The sequence below is a fragment of the Rothia koreensis genome (genome assembly GCF_004136575.1).
Taxonomy (GTDB): domain Bacteria; phylum Actinomycetota; class Actinomycetes; order Actinomycetales; family Micrococcaceae; genus Rothia; species Rothia koreensis.
The window spans coordinates 30448-44129 of the sequence record NZ_NOIQ01000019.1 but is presented as its reverse complement, the minus strand read 5'-3'; the positions used below and the strand labels follow the sequence as shown (position 1 = coordinate 44129).

At 67.0% G+C, this 13682-nt stretch carries 11 protein-coding genes; 4 read left to right on the top strand and 7 right to left on the bottom strand.

Annotated elements, in window-relative coordinates:
• Positions 1-663 precede the first annotated feature (663 nt).
• Positions 664-1617 (bottom strand): hypothetical protein, encoded by a 954-nt coding sequence (locus EWU68_RS11080; protein WP_129316194.1) that lies wholly within the window; start codon positions 1615-1617, stop codon positions 664-666.
• A 549-nt stretch (positions 1618-2166) separates the two neighbouring features.
• Between EWU68_RS11080 and EWU68_RS11075 the strand changes: the two genes are divergently transcribed.
• The 3 genes from EWU68_RS11075 to EWU68_RS11065 all read left to right on the top strand — a co-directional run bounded on the left by EWU68_RS11075 (position 2167) and on the right by EWU68_RS11065 (position 5830).
• On the top strand, positions 2167-2934 hold the full coding sequence (locus tag EWU68_RS11075) for a hypothetical protein (RefSeq protein WP_129316193.1): 768 nt from the start codon (positions 2167-2169) through the stop codon (positions 2932-2934).
• Between the two features lie 77 nt (positions 2935-3011).
• Positions 3012-4562 (top strand): PepSY-associated TM helix domain-containing protein, encoded by a 1551-nt coding sequence (locus EWU68_RS11070; RefSeq protein WP_129316192.1) that lies wholly within the window; start codon positions 3012-3014, stop codon positions 4560-4562.
• Positions 4563-4771: 209 nt separating this feature from the next.
• Positions 4772-5830: a Gfo/Idh/MocA family protein gene (locus EWU68_RS11065; protein WP_129316191.1), complete on the top strand. Its 1059-nt coding sequence runs from the start codon at positions 4772-4774 to the stop codon at positions 5828-5830.
• A 500-nt stretch (positions 5831-6330) separates the two neighbouring features.
• Here EWU68_RS11065 and EWU68_RS11060 read toward each other — a convergent pair whose 3' ends face one another.
• The 5 genes from EWU68_RS11060 to EWU68_RS11040 all read right to left on the bottom strand — a co-directional run bounded on the left by EWU68_RS11060 (position 6331) and on the right by EWU68_RS11040 (position 11819).
• Complete coding sequence (locus EWU68_RS11060; protein WP_129316190.1) at positions 6331-7137, bottom strand: enoyl-CoA hydratase; 807 nt, start codon at positions 7135-7137, stop codon at positions 6331-6333.
• On the bottom strand, positions 7134-8030 hold the full coding sequence (gene mmsB / locus EWU68_RS11055; protein WP_129316189.1) for a 3-hydroxyisobutyrate dehydrogenase: 897 nt from the start codon (positions 8028-8030) through the stop codon (positions 7134-7136). Before mmsB ends, EWU68_RS11060 begins: the two co-directional genes overlap by 4 nt.
• Positions 8031-8042: 12 nt before the next feature.
• Complete coding sequence (locus EWU68_RS11050) at positions 8043-9125, bottom strand: enoyl-CoA hydratase/isomerase family protein (RefSeq protein WP_129316188.1); 1083 nt, start codon at positions 9123-9125, stop codon at positions 8043-8045.
• Positions 9126-9213: 88 nt separating this feature from the next.
• Positions 9214-10725, bottom strand: coding sequence for a CoA-acylating methylmalonate-semialdehyde dehydrogenase (locus tag EWU68_RS11045; RefSeq protein WP_129316187.1), 1512 nt, complete (start codon positions 10723-10725; stop codon positions 9214-9216).
• A 122-nt stretch (positions 10726-10847) separates the two neighbouring features.
• A complete protein-coding gene (locus EWU68_RS11040) occupies positions 10848-11819 on the bottom strand; it encodes an SDR family oxidoreductase (protein WP_129316186.1) in 972 nt (323 codons plus the stop codon).
• A 146-nt stretch (positions 11820-11965) separates the two neighbouring features.
• Here EWU68_RS11040 and EWU68_RS11035 point away from each other — a divergent pair, with 146 nt between their 5' ends.
• On the top strand, positions 11966-12772 hold the full coding sequence (locus EWU68_RS11035) for an exodeoxyribonuclease III (RefSeq protein WP_129316185.1): 807 nt from the start codon (positions 11966-11968) through the stop codon (positions 12770-12772).
• 117 nt (positions 12773-12889) lie between these two features.
• Here EWU68_RS11035 and EWU68_RS11030 read toward each other — a convergent pair whose 3' ends face one another.
• Positions 12890-13576, bottom strand: coding sequence for a hypothetical protein (locus EWU68_RS11030; RefSeq protein WP_129316184.1), 687 nt, complete (start codon positions 13574-13576; stop codon positions 12890-12892).
• Between the last annotated feature and the right edge of the window lie 106 nt (positions 13577-13682).

Here is a 13682-nt window from a genome sequence, read left to right as displayed (position 1 = left end):
TGAGGGCGGTGAGGTGGCACTTTCGTGCGCCCGGCGTCGCGAGGTGGCAATCCTGAGCACCCCGCGCCGCGAGGTGGCACATTCGTGCGATTTTCGGCCCGATTTCGTCCCAAAACTGCCACCTCGCCACGAAATACGCACACCACTGCCACCTCGCCGGACGACAGGCCAATTCAGACCGACGAGGCGGCAATTTCGTGCAGCCGGACCCGACGAGGTGGCATCCCCGTGCGCCCGACCCCGCGAGGTGGCAATCCTGAGCGCCCGACCCCGCGAGGTGGCAATCCTGAGCGCCCGACCCCGCGAGGTGGCACTTTCGTGCGGTTCCCGGGCCGATTTCGTCCCAAAACTGCCACCTCGCGACGAAATACGCACACCACTGCCACCTCGCCGGACGACAGGCCAATTCAGACCGACGAGGCGGCAATTTCGTGCAGCCGGACCCGACGAGGTGGCAACCCCGTACGCCCGACCCCACGAGGTGGCAATCCTGAGCACCCGGCCCCGCGAGGCGGCAATCCTGAGCACCCGGCCCCGCGAGGTGGCACTTTCGTGCGATTCCCGGCCCGATTCCGTCCCAAAACTGCCACCTCGCGACGAAATACGCACACCACTGCCACCTCGCCGGACGACAGGCCCCGGACGCACCTCGGTCGCCGGTTTTCAGCCGACTCGCCCATGGAGGGCTTGATCGATGGCCTGCCGAAGGAGCGGGATCAGTCTCGGAGTCGTGTTCCGCCCGAACCGGTCCACCGTCACCAGGTCTTTCGCGTAGATCCGCAATTCGCGGTGGCCCGCTCTCTCGGTGCGTCTGAGCCGCTCGATATCCCGTTCGACTTGGAACGATTCGTTGTGATGAGCGCCTTCGTACTGGACGAACAGGCCGCTCCGCCGATGCCGCAAGTCCGGTTGCACCAGCCTTCCGTCCACCTCGACGGCGACATCCAAGTCCCACCCCTCAATCCCGTAGTCCTCAGCGATCAACCGCATCCGCGTTTCCATGACCGAGTCCGACCCCACTCGAACCCGGCTCAGAGCCCGACGGGCCAACGCGACCCCGCGGGCTCGCCGATGCGCGGAGAGAAGCGCTTCGATCTGCGGAATCGTGCTCATCGGCGGGCGGCCGGCGTAGATCCCGAATCGGTGGGAGCATACGATGCCGTCCCCGATCGCCACCAATTCCATGGGACTCACCATTCTCGCGAGATCGAAGAAGGTGCGTTCGGGGGTCGTGATCCGGACGCCGTCGTACTCTGCGACTTCGCCGGGAAGGAACGACGCCTTGGCACCTTTGACCATGACTCTTCGGATTCGGTCTTTGCCGCCGGTCGAGGCGAGGTGGACCCGTGGCGCGTGTAGCAGGCGAGTCGGCAGTCTCAACCCATGCCATTGCGCGGCCGAAACGCCGTAGACCACGACGTCGTCCAGGCCACGAGCGAGCTCCGTCGCTATGTCCACCGACGAGACTGCGTCGGGGTCCGTGGTGTACATGCCTGGTCGCAACCGGGTCATGTCCGCGGCGCGGAAACGAAACCGGGTCAGGTCGGTGTTCTCGAGCGTTCGTTCGGTCAGGACCCGACGTCGTAGGTGCGGCGGAATGCTCTTGCTGGGAGTCATGCAGAAGGTTTTAGCGAAGATCGGGCCGCAAGCCGGCTCGGCCCGACTGATAAACACACGATTTGTGGACGACCGCACGCGCGAGCTGAGGTACTCGGCGCCTCCCGCGAGGTGGCAGTGGTGTGCGTGTTTCGTCGCGAGGTGGCAATTTTGGGACGGAATCGGCCCGAGAATCGCACGAAAGTGCCACTTCGCGGCGCCGGGCACTCAGGATTGCCACCTCGTGGGCCATGGTTGCACGAATGTGCCGCCTCGTCGGTCTGGATTGTCGTGCTGTCCCGCGAGGTGGCAGTGGTGTGCGTATTTCGTCGCGAGGTGGCAGATTTGGGACGAAATCGGGCCGGGAACCGCACGAAATTGCCACTTCGCGGCGCCGGGCGCTCAGGATTGCCACTTCGCGGCGCCGGGCGCACGGGGTTGCCACCTCGCGGCGCCGGGCGCGGCGGGTGCGGCGCCGGGCGTGGGCGGGGCGGACGCCGCATCAGGGCGGGGCGCGGAACACGGGCTCGGCGTCGAACCGGATCACCCCGACGCATATAACCTAGTGGGGTGACCACGACGGAGACCGCTGCGGGCGTGGACTTTCGGTCCACAGGCTGGCGGCTCACGCGTACCTTCATGCTGGTTGGTGTGACCGCGTGGCTCGGTTCGGTCTCGCACGTCGTCGGCGGTGGCCATATCCCGCGCTCCGGGCTGGCCCTGGCGCTGTCCTTGCCTTTGATCGGCGTCGTCTTTGCGCTCACTCGTTTCCGGCTCGGTTTCTCGGCCTGCGTGCCTCTGCTCGGTGCCGGGCAGTTTGCCGTGCACCAGCTCCTCATGCTCGGGTCGGCCAGCCACGGCTCGCGTGCGTCGATCCTCGAGGGCGCTCCCGCCGGTTCCAGTTCGGCCCATCACGACGCCGCACTGCATTCGGGCCACGCCTCCGGCGGGGGAACCCCATCGATGCCGGCCGCAGCCTCACCCATGGACTCCCCGTCGATGGGCGACATGCCCATGGGCACCGTGGACATGGGCACCATGGACATGGATTCCATGCATATGGACTCCATGCACATGCACGACGGATCGTTGCCGATGCTCGTGGCGCACGTGGTCGGGACGCTGCTCGCGGCCGCCGTCGTCGGTGCCGTCGACGCCGTGCTCTGGGCCCTCACGGTCCTTCTGCTTCCGTGGGTGGCCCGTCTGCTCCGGGTTGCGCTCGGGATCCCGGAATCGACCGCGACCTGCCCGGAGGGCGAGCAGCTCGTCCCCCGCTGGCGGAAACCCCGAGCCAGGGAACCCGTCCGGGGCCCGCCCCGATACCTCGCATTCGACTGAACCCAACGCCGGTCCGACCCCAGGTCCCGGCGCCATTCTGCGTGCCCTTCGAGCGCGCATCGAACGTGAGGAACACAATGAAAACCTTGAATACACCGCACCCGACATCGGGTCACGAAACCACCTCTCCACCCCGACGTCGGACCGGCTGGTTCCGGGACATGACCCGTCGGCTTCATTTCTTCGCCGGGCTGATCGTCGGCCCGTTCATCCTGGTCGCCGCATTGTCGGGCGCCTTGTACGCGCTCGCTCCACAATTGGAGGGCATGGTCTACTCCCATGAGCTGCATGCCGGCTCGTCCGAGCAGAATCTGTCCCTGGACGAACAGGTTCGGCGCGCGACGGACCACGTCCGAACCGAGGTGAAGGATTCCGAGCCTCCGGCGCTCGTGGCCGTCCGGCCCGCGCCCGAACCGGGAGCTACGACCCGCGTGATGTTCGCCCCGCCCGAAGGGTCGTCCGAGTCCGACCAACGCGCGGTCTTCGTGAGTCCTGCGGACGGCGAAATACGGGGCGACCTGATCTCCTACGGTTCGTCGGGCGCGCTTCCACTCCGTACATGGATCGACCAGCTCCACCGCGACCTCCACCTGGGCGAGCCCGGACGTCTGTATTCCGAGTTCGCGGCGTCGTGGATGTGGGTGATCGCCGTCGGCGGCCTCATTCTTTGGGTACCGCAGCTGACGCGTCGTCTGCGCGCCGGTCACGCACGACGACGCGCGATCCGGGAAGCCGCCTTGCCGTTGCCCGACGCACGTGGGCGGACGCGGCTGCTGAGCTGGCACTATTCGGCCGGTTTGGGGCTCATGGTCGCCATGGTGTTCCTCTCGGCAACCGGTATCACGTGGTCGGCCCATGCGGGCGAGCACGTGACCCAGTTGCGGGCCGCGCTGAATTGGTCGACGCCGAAGGCCTCGACGTCGTTGTCGGGTGAGCAGGCCCCCACCGACGAACACGCTGGCCATGCGGGGCACGCTGGCCATGCGGGTCATGCGGGACATGCCGGCCACGCGGGTGCTTCTTCCCATGACGCCGCCGCGAGCATGCCCGTGGACTCCGGACACGACGCCATCCTGCGCGCCGCCCGTCGTCTCGGTATCGACTCGAACCGCGTCGAGATCCTGCCCTCGGCCTCCAAGGACACGGCGTGGACCGTCCAGGAGATCGACCGGCACTTCCCCACCCAGGTGGACAGCGTGACGATCGACCCGGTGACGTACAACCAGGTCGACAAGGTCTCCTTCCAGGACGACTACTCCCTGCCCGCGAAGTTGGCCCGGTGGGGAGTCGACATCCACATGGGCCTCTGGTTCGGTCTGCTCAATCAGGTGGTGCTGTTCGTGATCGCGATCGGCATCGTCGGCATGGTCGTGACCGGGTATTGGATGTGGTTCAAGCGGCGCCCGACGTGGCCCCGTCTCAAGACGCCGACTCCTGGTCTTCGGGATGCGCCCTGGTGGGGTTGGCTCGCCGTCGGTGTTCCGGCCGCCGTCGTCGGTTGGTTCCTGCCGCTGGTGGGGATCCCGCTGGTGGCATTCGTCGTCGTCGACGCCGTCCTTGCCCTTGTCGGCTCGCGGAGATCCGGCGGATCGGGCCGGACCCCTCGTGATCCGGCCGCCCGGTCCTGATCGGACAGCCGGGTCGCCCGCGGGACAGACCGGATCGCCCACACGGGCATCCGAGCTGTCCCACCAGCGGTCCGGGGCGGTCGCGTTGCGGCCGCCCCGGGCCACTGGCCCGTGGCCCCTGAGGCCACCTGTCGCGGCCAAAGCCGGGCCACCGACCGGCTGCCGGCCACCGCCCGACTCCGGATACGCGCTGTGCCTAGGATGGATGCATGGCAGAGACACGGAACCCCCTCGAAGCAACCGGCCGAACCCTCGGATGGGGCATCGTCGCGACGGGTGCCATCGCGCGAAAGGTCACCCCGGACATCGCCGCTTTGGAAGATGCCCGACTGGTCGGCGTCTCGTCCCGTTCCCAGGCCAGCGCCGACGAATTCGCGACGGACTTCGGCGTCGAACGGGCCTATGCCGACGACGACGCCCGCACCGGGTACGAGAAGCTCGTCGCCGACCCGGACGTCGACGTCGTCTACATCGCAACACCCCACGGCCAGCACCACGCCACCATGCTCGAGGCCATTCGCGCCGGCAAGAACATCGTGTGCGAAAAGGCCTTCACGATCACGGCCGACGAAGCCCGGGAAGTGCTCGAGGCCGCCCGCGAGAAGGGCGTCTTTGTGATGGAGGGGCTCTGGACACGCTTCCACCCTCTGCGTACCCGAGTGTCCGAGCTGCTGGAGGCCGGTGAAATCGGGATGCCCCGGTGGGTCCAGGCCGACCTGGGCTTCCGCGGTCCCGCCGACAAGTCGCACCGGTTGTGGCGCGAAGATGCCGGCGGGGGCGGGCTCCTGGACATGGCCTGCTACGTCCTGCATTGGCCGTGGCTGGCCCTCGGACGGCCCACAGGGTTCACGGCGCAGACGATCAAACGCGGAAACGTGGACGCCCTGACGCAGATCACGGGAACTTTCGAGAAGTCCGCCGCACAGATGACGATCTCGCTGGTCTCGCAGGGACCTCGGCAGGCGGTGATCTCAGGGCACGACGGCTTCATCACCATCGGATCTCCGATGCACCAGGCGCAGTCCTTCACCGTGACGGACGCCCGAGGTTCCGTGCGCGAAGAGTCGTGGCCGCTGGTCGGGCGGGGCTACTCGTACGAAATGCGCGAAGCGACGCGGTGCATCCAGGAAGGTGCTCTCGAGTCGCCGATCATGCCGTGGGAGGACACGATTGCGCAGATGGAGATGATCGACGAGATCCGCCGGCAGATCGGCGTCGTCTACCCCGATCACGACGACGTCGCCCGGGACCTGCCCGCGAAGTCGTAAGCCGGCCTGGCGGCGAGGTGGCGAGGTCTAGTCGGCGGTGGGCTGCGGTGGCGAGGCTCTGGGGCGCTGGGGCGCTGGGACGCTGGGGTGCCGAGGTGGCAACCACGTGCGATCGGCCCGCCGAGACGGCAATCCCGTGCACAAAACCACCCCAAAACCGCACAAAACCGCCACCTCGCGGAAAGAACCGCACCAGACTGCCACCTCACGGCCCGGAGCCGGCGGACCTGCACGAAACTGCCACCTCACGGCGCGGAGCCGGGCGGACCCGCACGAAACTGCCACCTCACGCCTTCAAAACCCAACTCCCCGCGGCGAAGTGGCAACCACGTGCGACCGGCCCGCCGAGACGGCAATCCCGTGCACAAAACCACCCCAAAACCGCACAAAACCGCCACCTCGCGGAAAAAACCGCACCAGACTGCCACCTCACGGCGCGGAGCCGGGCGGACCCGCACGAAACTGCCACCTCACGGCGGCGGCGCGGGCGCGGGCGCAGGCTACCTGTTCTTGAACGTCGGGTCGCGGCGTTCGGCGAAGGCCGCCATGCCTTCCTTCTGGTCCTCGGTCGCGAAGAGCGAGTGGAAGACCCGCCGCTCGAAGGTGAGTCCCTGGGCGAGGGGGGTTTCGAAGGCCGCCCCGACCGCTTCCTTCGCGAGCATGGCCGCGGGCCGGGACTTCTGCGCGATCGTGTCCGCGATCTGCAGGGCGGTGTCGACCACGGCGTCGTCCGCGACGACCCGCGACACCAGCCCCGCCCGTTCGGCCTCGTCGGCGCCGATGTTCCGGGCGGTCAGGATCATGTCCATGGCTTTGGCCTTGCCCACGGCACGGGTCAGTCGCTGGGACCCACCCATGCCGGGAATGACGCCGAGGTTGATCTCAGGCTGACCGAATTTCGCGCCCTCACCGGCAACGATGATGTCGCACATCATCGCGAGCTCGCAGCCGCCACCGAGCGCGTACCCGTTGACCGCGGCGACGATCGGGAGCCGCACTTGAGTGAGCCTCTGCCACTGGGCGAACCAGTCGCTCTGGTACATCTCGGTGTAGCTCTTGGAGGACATCTCCTTGATGTCCGCGCCCGCGGCAAAGGCCTTCTCGGACCCGGTCAGCACGATGGCCGAGATGCTCTCGTCCCGTTCCCAAGCCTCGGCGGCGTCCACGACGGCCACCATGGTGTCGTAGTTCAACGCATTGAGCGCCTTCGGCCGGTTGAGCCGAATGACGCCGACGCCGTCGCGCGTCTCGGTCCGGATCACGCCCTCGTGCTGTCCCGAATCCTGGGCTGCTGTCTGGTCGCTCATGCTTGGTTCTCTCCCATCGTTCGGATGATTGCGGAAAAGTCGAGGTCGCCGTGCCCCTCGTCCAGGAACTTCGTGTAGGCCTCGTGGGCGGCGCGGCCGAAGGAGGCCTCGGTCCCGGTCGACTCCAGGGCGGACACCGCGAGTCCCAGGTCCTTGGCCATCAGGGCCGTAGCGAACCCGGGTTTGTACTCGTTGCTGGCCGGATTGGTGGGAACCGGTCCGGGGACCGGGCAGTTCGTGGTCACGGACCAGCACTGCGCGGCGGACGTGGACATCACATCGAACAGGGCCTGGTCCGTCAGGCCGAGCCTCTCCCCCAGGGTGAAGGCTTCGCACGCACCGATCGTGGTGATCGCCAACAACATGTTGTTGCAGCATTTCGCCGCCTGGCCTGCCCCGTTGTCTCCGCAGTGGACCACCTTCTTGCCCATCGCGTCGAACAACGGGTGGGCGGCGTCGAAGTTCTCCTGGGGCCCACCGACCATGAACGTCAGCGTCCCGTTTTCGGCCCCCGCGGTTCCGCCCGAAACCGGGGCGTCCAGGGCACGGTGCCCGGCGTCGTGCACCAGGTCAGCGGCTTCTCGGGCTTCGTCCACGCTGATCGTCGAGCAGTCGATGAACAGGGTGTTCTCGGGTGCCGCCGAGAGCAAGCCGTCATTGTTCTCGCCCCGGTAGGCGGAGATGACGTGCTTGCCGGCGGGGAACATCGTGATGACGACGTCCGCTCCGGCCGCGGCTTCTTCGCCCGACGCGGAGATCTCGATCCCGTCGCGCTCCGTTGCGCGGCGCGCCTCGTCCACGAGGTCGTAGGCCACGACGTCGTAGCCCGCCTCCTTGAGGTTCCTCGCCATGTGGCCACCCATGTTTCCCAGGCCAAGAAATGCGATCTTCATGCCAATACTCCTTCAACGGGGCAGTTGCAGGTCCTCGTGTCCGGGCACGGGTCCGAAGAAACTCAGCACGAGCTCCCTGTCCACGTCCTCGAGCGCCTGCGGCTGCCACTGGGGGTTGCGATCCTTGTCGATCACTTGTGCGCGAATGCCCTCGGCCATGTCGTGGGCGAACAACGCGTTTCCGCTGGTGCGGAAGTCTTGAATGAGGGTCTCCGCGAGCGACTGGTCGGCGGCGCGAACGAGCCCCTCGAGCGCAGTTTTCATCCCGGTGGGACTGTTCCTCCGCAGTGCCTTGAGGGCCTTGGCCGCGAGGTCGTTCTCGGGCTCCTTCTCGACCCTGGTCTCGAGGTTGTGCAGGATCTCCTCGACCGTCTCGGCGGCGTAGTCCTCGTCGATCCACCGGCTCGCCGCCTCGAGCTCGGACTCCGGAGGCTCGATGCCGAAGCCCTGGATCGTGGTGGCCGCCTCCCCCGGGTTCTCGATGTTCTCGAGCGCCGCGAGCAGGTCGCCGATCGAGGCGTCGGGGACGTAGAAGTCGGCGAGGCCCGCGTGGACGGCGTCCGCCCCATCCACGTGGAGCCCCGTCAACGCCATGTGCCGGCCCGCGTGACCCGGCGCGTGGGAGAGGTAGTTGAGGCCCCCGACGTCGGGCGAGAAACCGATGCCGGTCTCCGGCATGCCGGTACGCGTCGTGTCGGTGGCGATCCTGTGCGACCCGGGGACGGACAGACCGATGCCTCCGCCCAGAACGAGCCCATTCATCACCGCGATGTAGGGCTTCGAGAGACGCGAGATCCGGTAGTCGAAGTCGTACTCCTGGCGGAAGAAGTCGATGCCCATGGCCTCGTCGCCACCGCTGGCCGCCTTGTAGAGGGCGACGACGTCGCCGCCGGCGCACAGCCCCCTGTCCCCCGAGCCGACAACGGCCACGCACGTGACGTTGGCGTCGGCCTCGAATTCGTCGAGTGCGCGGTTGATGAGCTGGATCATCTCGACGTTGAGCGCGTTGACCGCGCGGGGGCGGTTGAGGGTGACGAGCCCGAGGTGTCCCCGAATTTCGGTCAGGACACTGGGCTCCTGAGGCTGATCGGCCATGAATTCTCCTCCTGCAACGATTCAGTGGTGGGCAATTGTGCGCGGGGCCGGTTGTCCGACGTCGCCGGTCCACGACCCCGCCCGCACATCAGTTTCCGGTTGGCATGACGAAGCTGGCGCCTTCCTTGATCCCCGAAGGCCACCGCTGGGTCACCGTCTTGGTCTTGGTGTAGAAGCGGAAAGCATCGGGGCCGTGCTGGTTGAGATCGCCGAAGCCCGAAGCCTTCCAGCCACCGAAGGTGTAGTAGGCGATCGGAACCGGGATCGGCACGTTGACTCCGACCATGCCGACGTCGACCTGCCGGGCAAACTCGCGTGCGGTGTCCCCATCACGGGTGAAGATCGAGACGCCGTTTCCGTATTCGTGTCGGGTGGGAAGCTCGAGGGCCTCCTCGAAGTCGGCGGCCCGCAGTACGGACAGCACAGGCCCGAAGATTTCCTCACGGTAGACGTCCATGTCGGGGGTGACCCGGTCGAACAGGGTCGGGCCCACGAAGAACCCGTCCTCGTGGCCGTCCACCCGGGCGCCCCTGCCGTCGAGGACCAGTTCGGCGCCGGCCTCGACGCCCTGGGCGATGGCCGACTCGACCCGCTCCTTGGCCGCAGCCGAGACGAGTGGTCCGAAGTCCGAGGACTCCTCGAGGGACGGGCCGAAGCGGAGCTTCGAGGCCCTCTCCGTGAGCTTGTCCATCAGCGCGTCCGCGGTCTTCTCGCCGACCGGGACGGCCACGGAGATCGCCATGCAGCGCTCTCCCGCGGATCCGAAGGCCGCGCCGATCAGGGCGTCCGCGGCCTGGTCCAGGTCGGCGTCCGGCATGATGATCATGTGGTTCTTGGCCCCGCCGAAGCACTGGGCCCGTTTGCCCTTCCGAGCCGCGTGCTCGTAGATGCTCTGGGCGATCGGCGTCGAACCGACGAATCCCACGGCCTCGATGTCCGGGTGGTCGAGCAGGGCGTCGACGGATTCCTTGTCCCCGTTGACCACGGTGAAGATCCCGTCCGGCAGGCCGGCTTCCTTCCAGAGGCGCGCCAGGATCAGCGGGACGGATGGGTCGCGTTCGGAGGGCTTGAGCACGAAGGCGTTGCCCGCGGCAATCGCCGGTCCCGCCTTCCACAGGGGGATCATGGCCGGGAAATTGAAGGGAGTGATTCCTGCGACGACGCCGAGGGGCTGCCGCATCGAGTAGACGTCGATTCCCGTGCCCACCGAGTCGCTGAATTCCCCTTTGAGCAGGTGCGGTGCACCCATTGCGAACTCGACGACGTCCAGTCCCCGCTGCAGGTCGCCGTGGGAGTCCGGGACGGTCTTGCCGTGTTCGCGGGACAGCGCCTCCGCGATCTCGTCCGCGTGCTCATTCGCGAGGTTCACGAATTTCCCCAGGATGCGCGCCCGCTTCTGCGGGTTGGTCGCGGCCCAGGCCTTCTGCGCCTCCTTGGCGTTGCGGACGGCGGCGTCGACCTCGTCGGTTGTCGCGAGCGGAACCCTGGCCGTGACCCGGCCGGTGCTGGGATCGTACACGTCCCCGAATCGCCCCGAGGTTCCCGGTGTCTCGCGACCCCCGACGAAATGTGTGAGTTCCTGGACCTGTCCACCGGCCATGCTCGAGGACTCCTTCCCACGGGGGTCGACCCCGCACGCAATTCGTGTTCCACGTCACAGGTTATCGACCGGGTTCGGGCCGTGCCAGTGCGCAGCGCACCGGACGCGTAACATCGACGCGATCAGGTGTTCCGCTGCTTCTTGGATTCCGCGGCGGCCTTCTTGCCCTTGTCCGCGATTTCGGCCCAGTCGGCGTCGTCGAGATCGGTGAGCGCGGAGAACGTCGAGGGGCCGGCCAGCATCTGGCCGCCGTCCATCGTGATGGTTTGGCCCGTGATGTAGTCGCAGGACCCCGACAGCAGGAAAATGCCCAGGTTCCCCATCTCCTCGACGGTTCCGACGCGACGCGCAGGCACGGACTCGACGTCGGTCATGGCACCCTGGCCGTCCTTGTTGGAACTCAGCACAACCGAGGTGAATTCCGTCGGGATGGGGCCGGGAGCAATCGCGTTGAGACGGATCCCGTACTTGGCCCATTCGACCGCCAGGGACATGGTCATCGCATGCACTGCTGACTTGGCCATCGCCGAGGGGACCACGTAGGCGGAGCCTGTATAGACCCAGCTGACCAGGGTCGACAGAATATTGCCCGGGAGTCCCTGTTCGATCCACCGTCGCCCGACGGCGTGGGTCACGTTGTATGACCCCTTCATGACCGTGTCGGTGATGGCCTGGAATCCCCGAGGGCTCAGGTCCTTGGTCTGGGCAATGAAGTTCCCTGCCGCGTTGTTCATCGCGGCGGTGAGCGGCCCGTGCTGCGCCCAGATCTCTTGGACGGCGGCGTCGACGGCGTCCGGGTCCCGAACATCGACGGCCTGGAAGTGCACCGTGCCGCCGGCCTGGGCCGATTCCTCGATCTCCTGCGCCGCTTCCTTCAGGACGCTCTCGCGGCGACCCCAGATGTGGACCGTCGCCCCGTGCTCGGCGAAATGCTTCGCGACACCCTTGCCCAAGCCGCTTCCCCCGCCCGTGACGAGGATGCTCTGCCCGGCAAGGACATCCGGACGGAAAGGCGACGTCGGCGGCGTCGGGCTGTCACCGGAGGAGACCGGGCCGGACGAGGAGGGCTGGTGAGGATTCGACTGTTCGGACATGGTCCTGCTTTCCACGATGGGTCGCGGTCCGACGACGTCGCGCCGCCCAGACCAGAATGTGTTCACCATCACGCTAGCCTGGGCACCAGCTCACCCCAAACCCGCCGCTCCGGTTCGAGTCCGCTCAAGCCGGTAGCCTGGTGAGCATGAGAATTGCGACCTGGAATGTGAACTCGATCCGCGCCCGCGCCGACCGCGTCGAGGCCTGGCTGGATCGTTCGGACGTGGACGTTCTGGCGATCCAGGAGACCAAGGCCAAGGACGAGAACTTCCCGTTCACGGTGTTCGAGCGGCTCGGGTACGACGTCGCCCATTTCGGGCTCAACCAGTGGAACGGCGTCGCCATCGCCTCCCGGGTGGGTCTCGACGACGTCGAACGCACTTTCCCCGGCCAGCCCGCGTTCGGCAAACCGGGCAAGGAAGAGATCCAGGAGGCACGGGCGATCGCCGCGACGTGCGGCGGGGTCCGCGTCTGGAGCCTCTACGTCCCGAATGGTCGGGGCCTGGACGACCCGCACATGGCGTACAAGCTCGAGTGGCTCAAGGTCCTGCGGGAGAACACGCAAAAGTGGCTCGCAGAAGATCCCGAGGCACAGCTGGCACTGGTCGGGGACTGGAACGTCGCTCCCCAGGACGACGACGTCTGGGACATCGACTTCTTCCGCGAAAATCAGATGACCCACGTGACCGAACCGGAACGCGCCGCCTTCTCCTCATTCATGCAGGATGCGGGCATGACCGACGTCGCCCGCCCGTACACCCAGGGCGAGAAGGACTACACGTATTGGGACTACACGTCCCTGCGCTTCCCGAAGAACGAAGGCATGCGGATCGACTTCCAGCTCTATTCCCCCGCCCTGGCCGAACGGGTCACGGGTGCGCGTTACGACCGTGAGGAACGCAAGGGCAAGGGCGCATCGGACCACCTGCCCGTGGTGGTCGAGATCGAGTAGGCCCCTCCCCGGACGGGGTCAGGGGTTCCACGGTCCGGACGTGCAGAAACGCTGAAGGGCCCCCGCGGTGCATCGCGGGGGCCCTTCGCCGGCTGATCGTGATCAGCGCGCGTTCCCTTACTGCTCGACGGGGTACTGGATCCCGGCCAGCGGGTCGTATCCATCGGACAGTTCGCCGATGCCGTTGGAAGCGCAGTAGGACTTCACCAGGCGATCGGTCGAGAGGCTGTAGGGCTCGGACGAGGTCCAGTCGACGGTGCACTGACCACCGGTGCCCCAGTAATTGTCCAGCTGGGCGGCAGCCTCGGCGTTGGCGGCGTCTTCACCCGAAGCGGCCGAGCCGGACTGGTCGCCACCGGCGGCAGCGTCGTCACCGGCGGCGCCGTTCGCGCCGTCACCGGCAGCACCTTCGCCACCATTCGCGCCATCAGCACCGTTGGCGCCGTCTGCACCGTTGGCGGCGTCGCCACCATTGGCGCCTTCGCCGCCGTTCGCACCGTCGCCGCCATTAGCACCTTCGCCACCGTTGGCACCTTCGCCACCGTTGGCGGCGTCGCCGCCATTGGCACCGTCGCCGCCATTGGCGCCTTCGCCACCGTTGGCGCCCGCGGCGCCGTTGGCTCCGTCGCTACTCGACGAGTCGCCCGAGCCGCCCGACGACGAACCCGAGCTGCCGGCCGAACTCGACGATGATGCCGAGGCCGAGCCCGACGAATCGGATCCACCACCGTTGTCATCCTGGCCGCAACCGGCCAGCGCGAGAGCGACGACCGCCGCACTCAAAGTCAGAACACGCGCTTTCATGTGACCCTCCTCAAAAAATGTGTTTGCCAACACCTGAGTATAAACAGACTGACGGAATACTGTCGCCCATATGATCTGCGCAAATTCGCACCGTGACCCACGGTTC

What these genes read in the sequence shown, in the direction of transcription:
- EWU68_RS11080 (WP_129316194.1), bottom strand. Translation starts at nt 1,617, where the DNA reads ATGACTCCCAGCAAGAGCATTCCGCCGCACCTACGACGTCGGGTCCTG.
- EWU68_RS11070 (WP_129316192.1), top strand. Translation starts at nt 3,012, where the DNA reads ATGAAAACCTTGAATACACCGCACCCGACATCGGGTCACGAAACCACC.
- EWU68_RS11065 (WP_129316191.1), top strand. Translation starts at nt 4,772, where the DNA reads ATGGCAGAGACACGGAACCCCCTCGAAGCAACCGGCCGAACCCTCGGA.
- EWU68_RS11060 (WP_129316190.1), bottom strand. Translation starts at nt 7,137, where the DNA reads ATGAGCGACCAGACAGCAGCCCAGGATTCGGGACAGCACGAGGGCGTG.
- mmsB (WP_129316189.1), bottom strand. Translation starts at nt 8,030, where the DNA reads ATGAAGATCGCATTTCTTGGCCTGGGAAACATGGGTGGCCACATGGCG.
- EWU68_RS11050 (WP_129316188.1), bottom strand. Translation starts at nt 9,125, where the DNA reads ATGGCCGATCAGCCTCAGGAGCCCAGTGTCCTGACCGAAATTCGGGGA.
- EWU68_RS11045 (WP_129316187.1), bottom strand. Translation starts at nt 10,725, where the DNA reads ATGGCCGGTGGACAGGTCCAGGAACTCACACATTTCGTCGGGGGTCGC.
- EWU68_RS11040 (WP_129316186.1), bottom strand. Translation starts at nt 11,819, where the DNA reads ATGTCCGAACAGTCGAATCCTCACCAGCCCTCCTCGTCCGGCCCGGTC.
- EWU68_RS11035 (WP_129316185.1), top strand. Translation starts at nt 11,966, where the DNA reads ATGAGAATTGCGACCTGGAATGTGAACTCGATCCGCGCCCGCGCCGAC.
- EWU68_RS11030 (WP_129316184.1), bottom strand. Translation starts at nt 13,576, where the DNA reads ATGAAAGCGCGTGTTCTGACTTTGAGTGCGGCGGTCGTCGCTCTCGCG.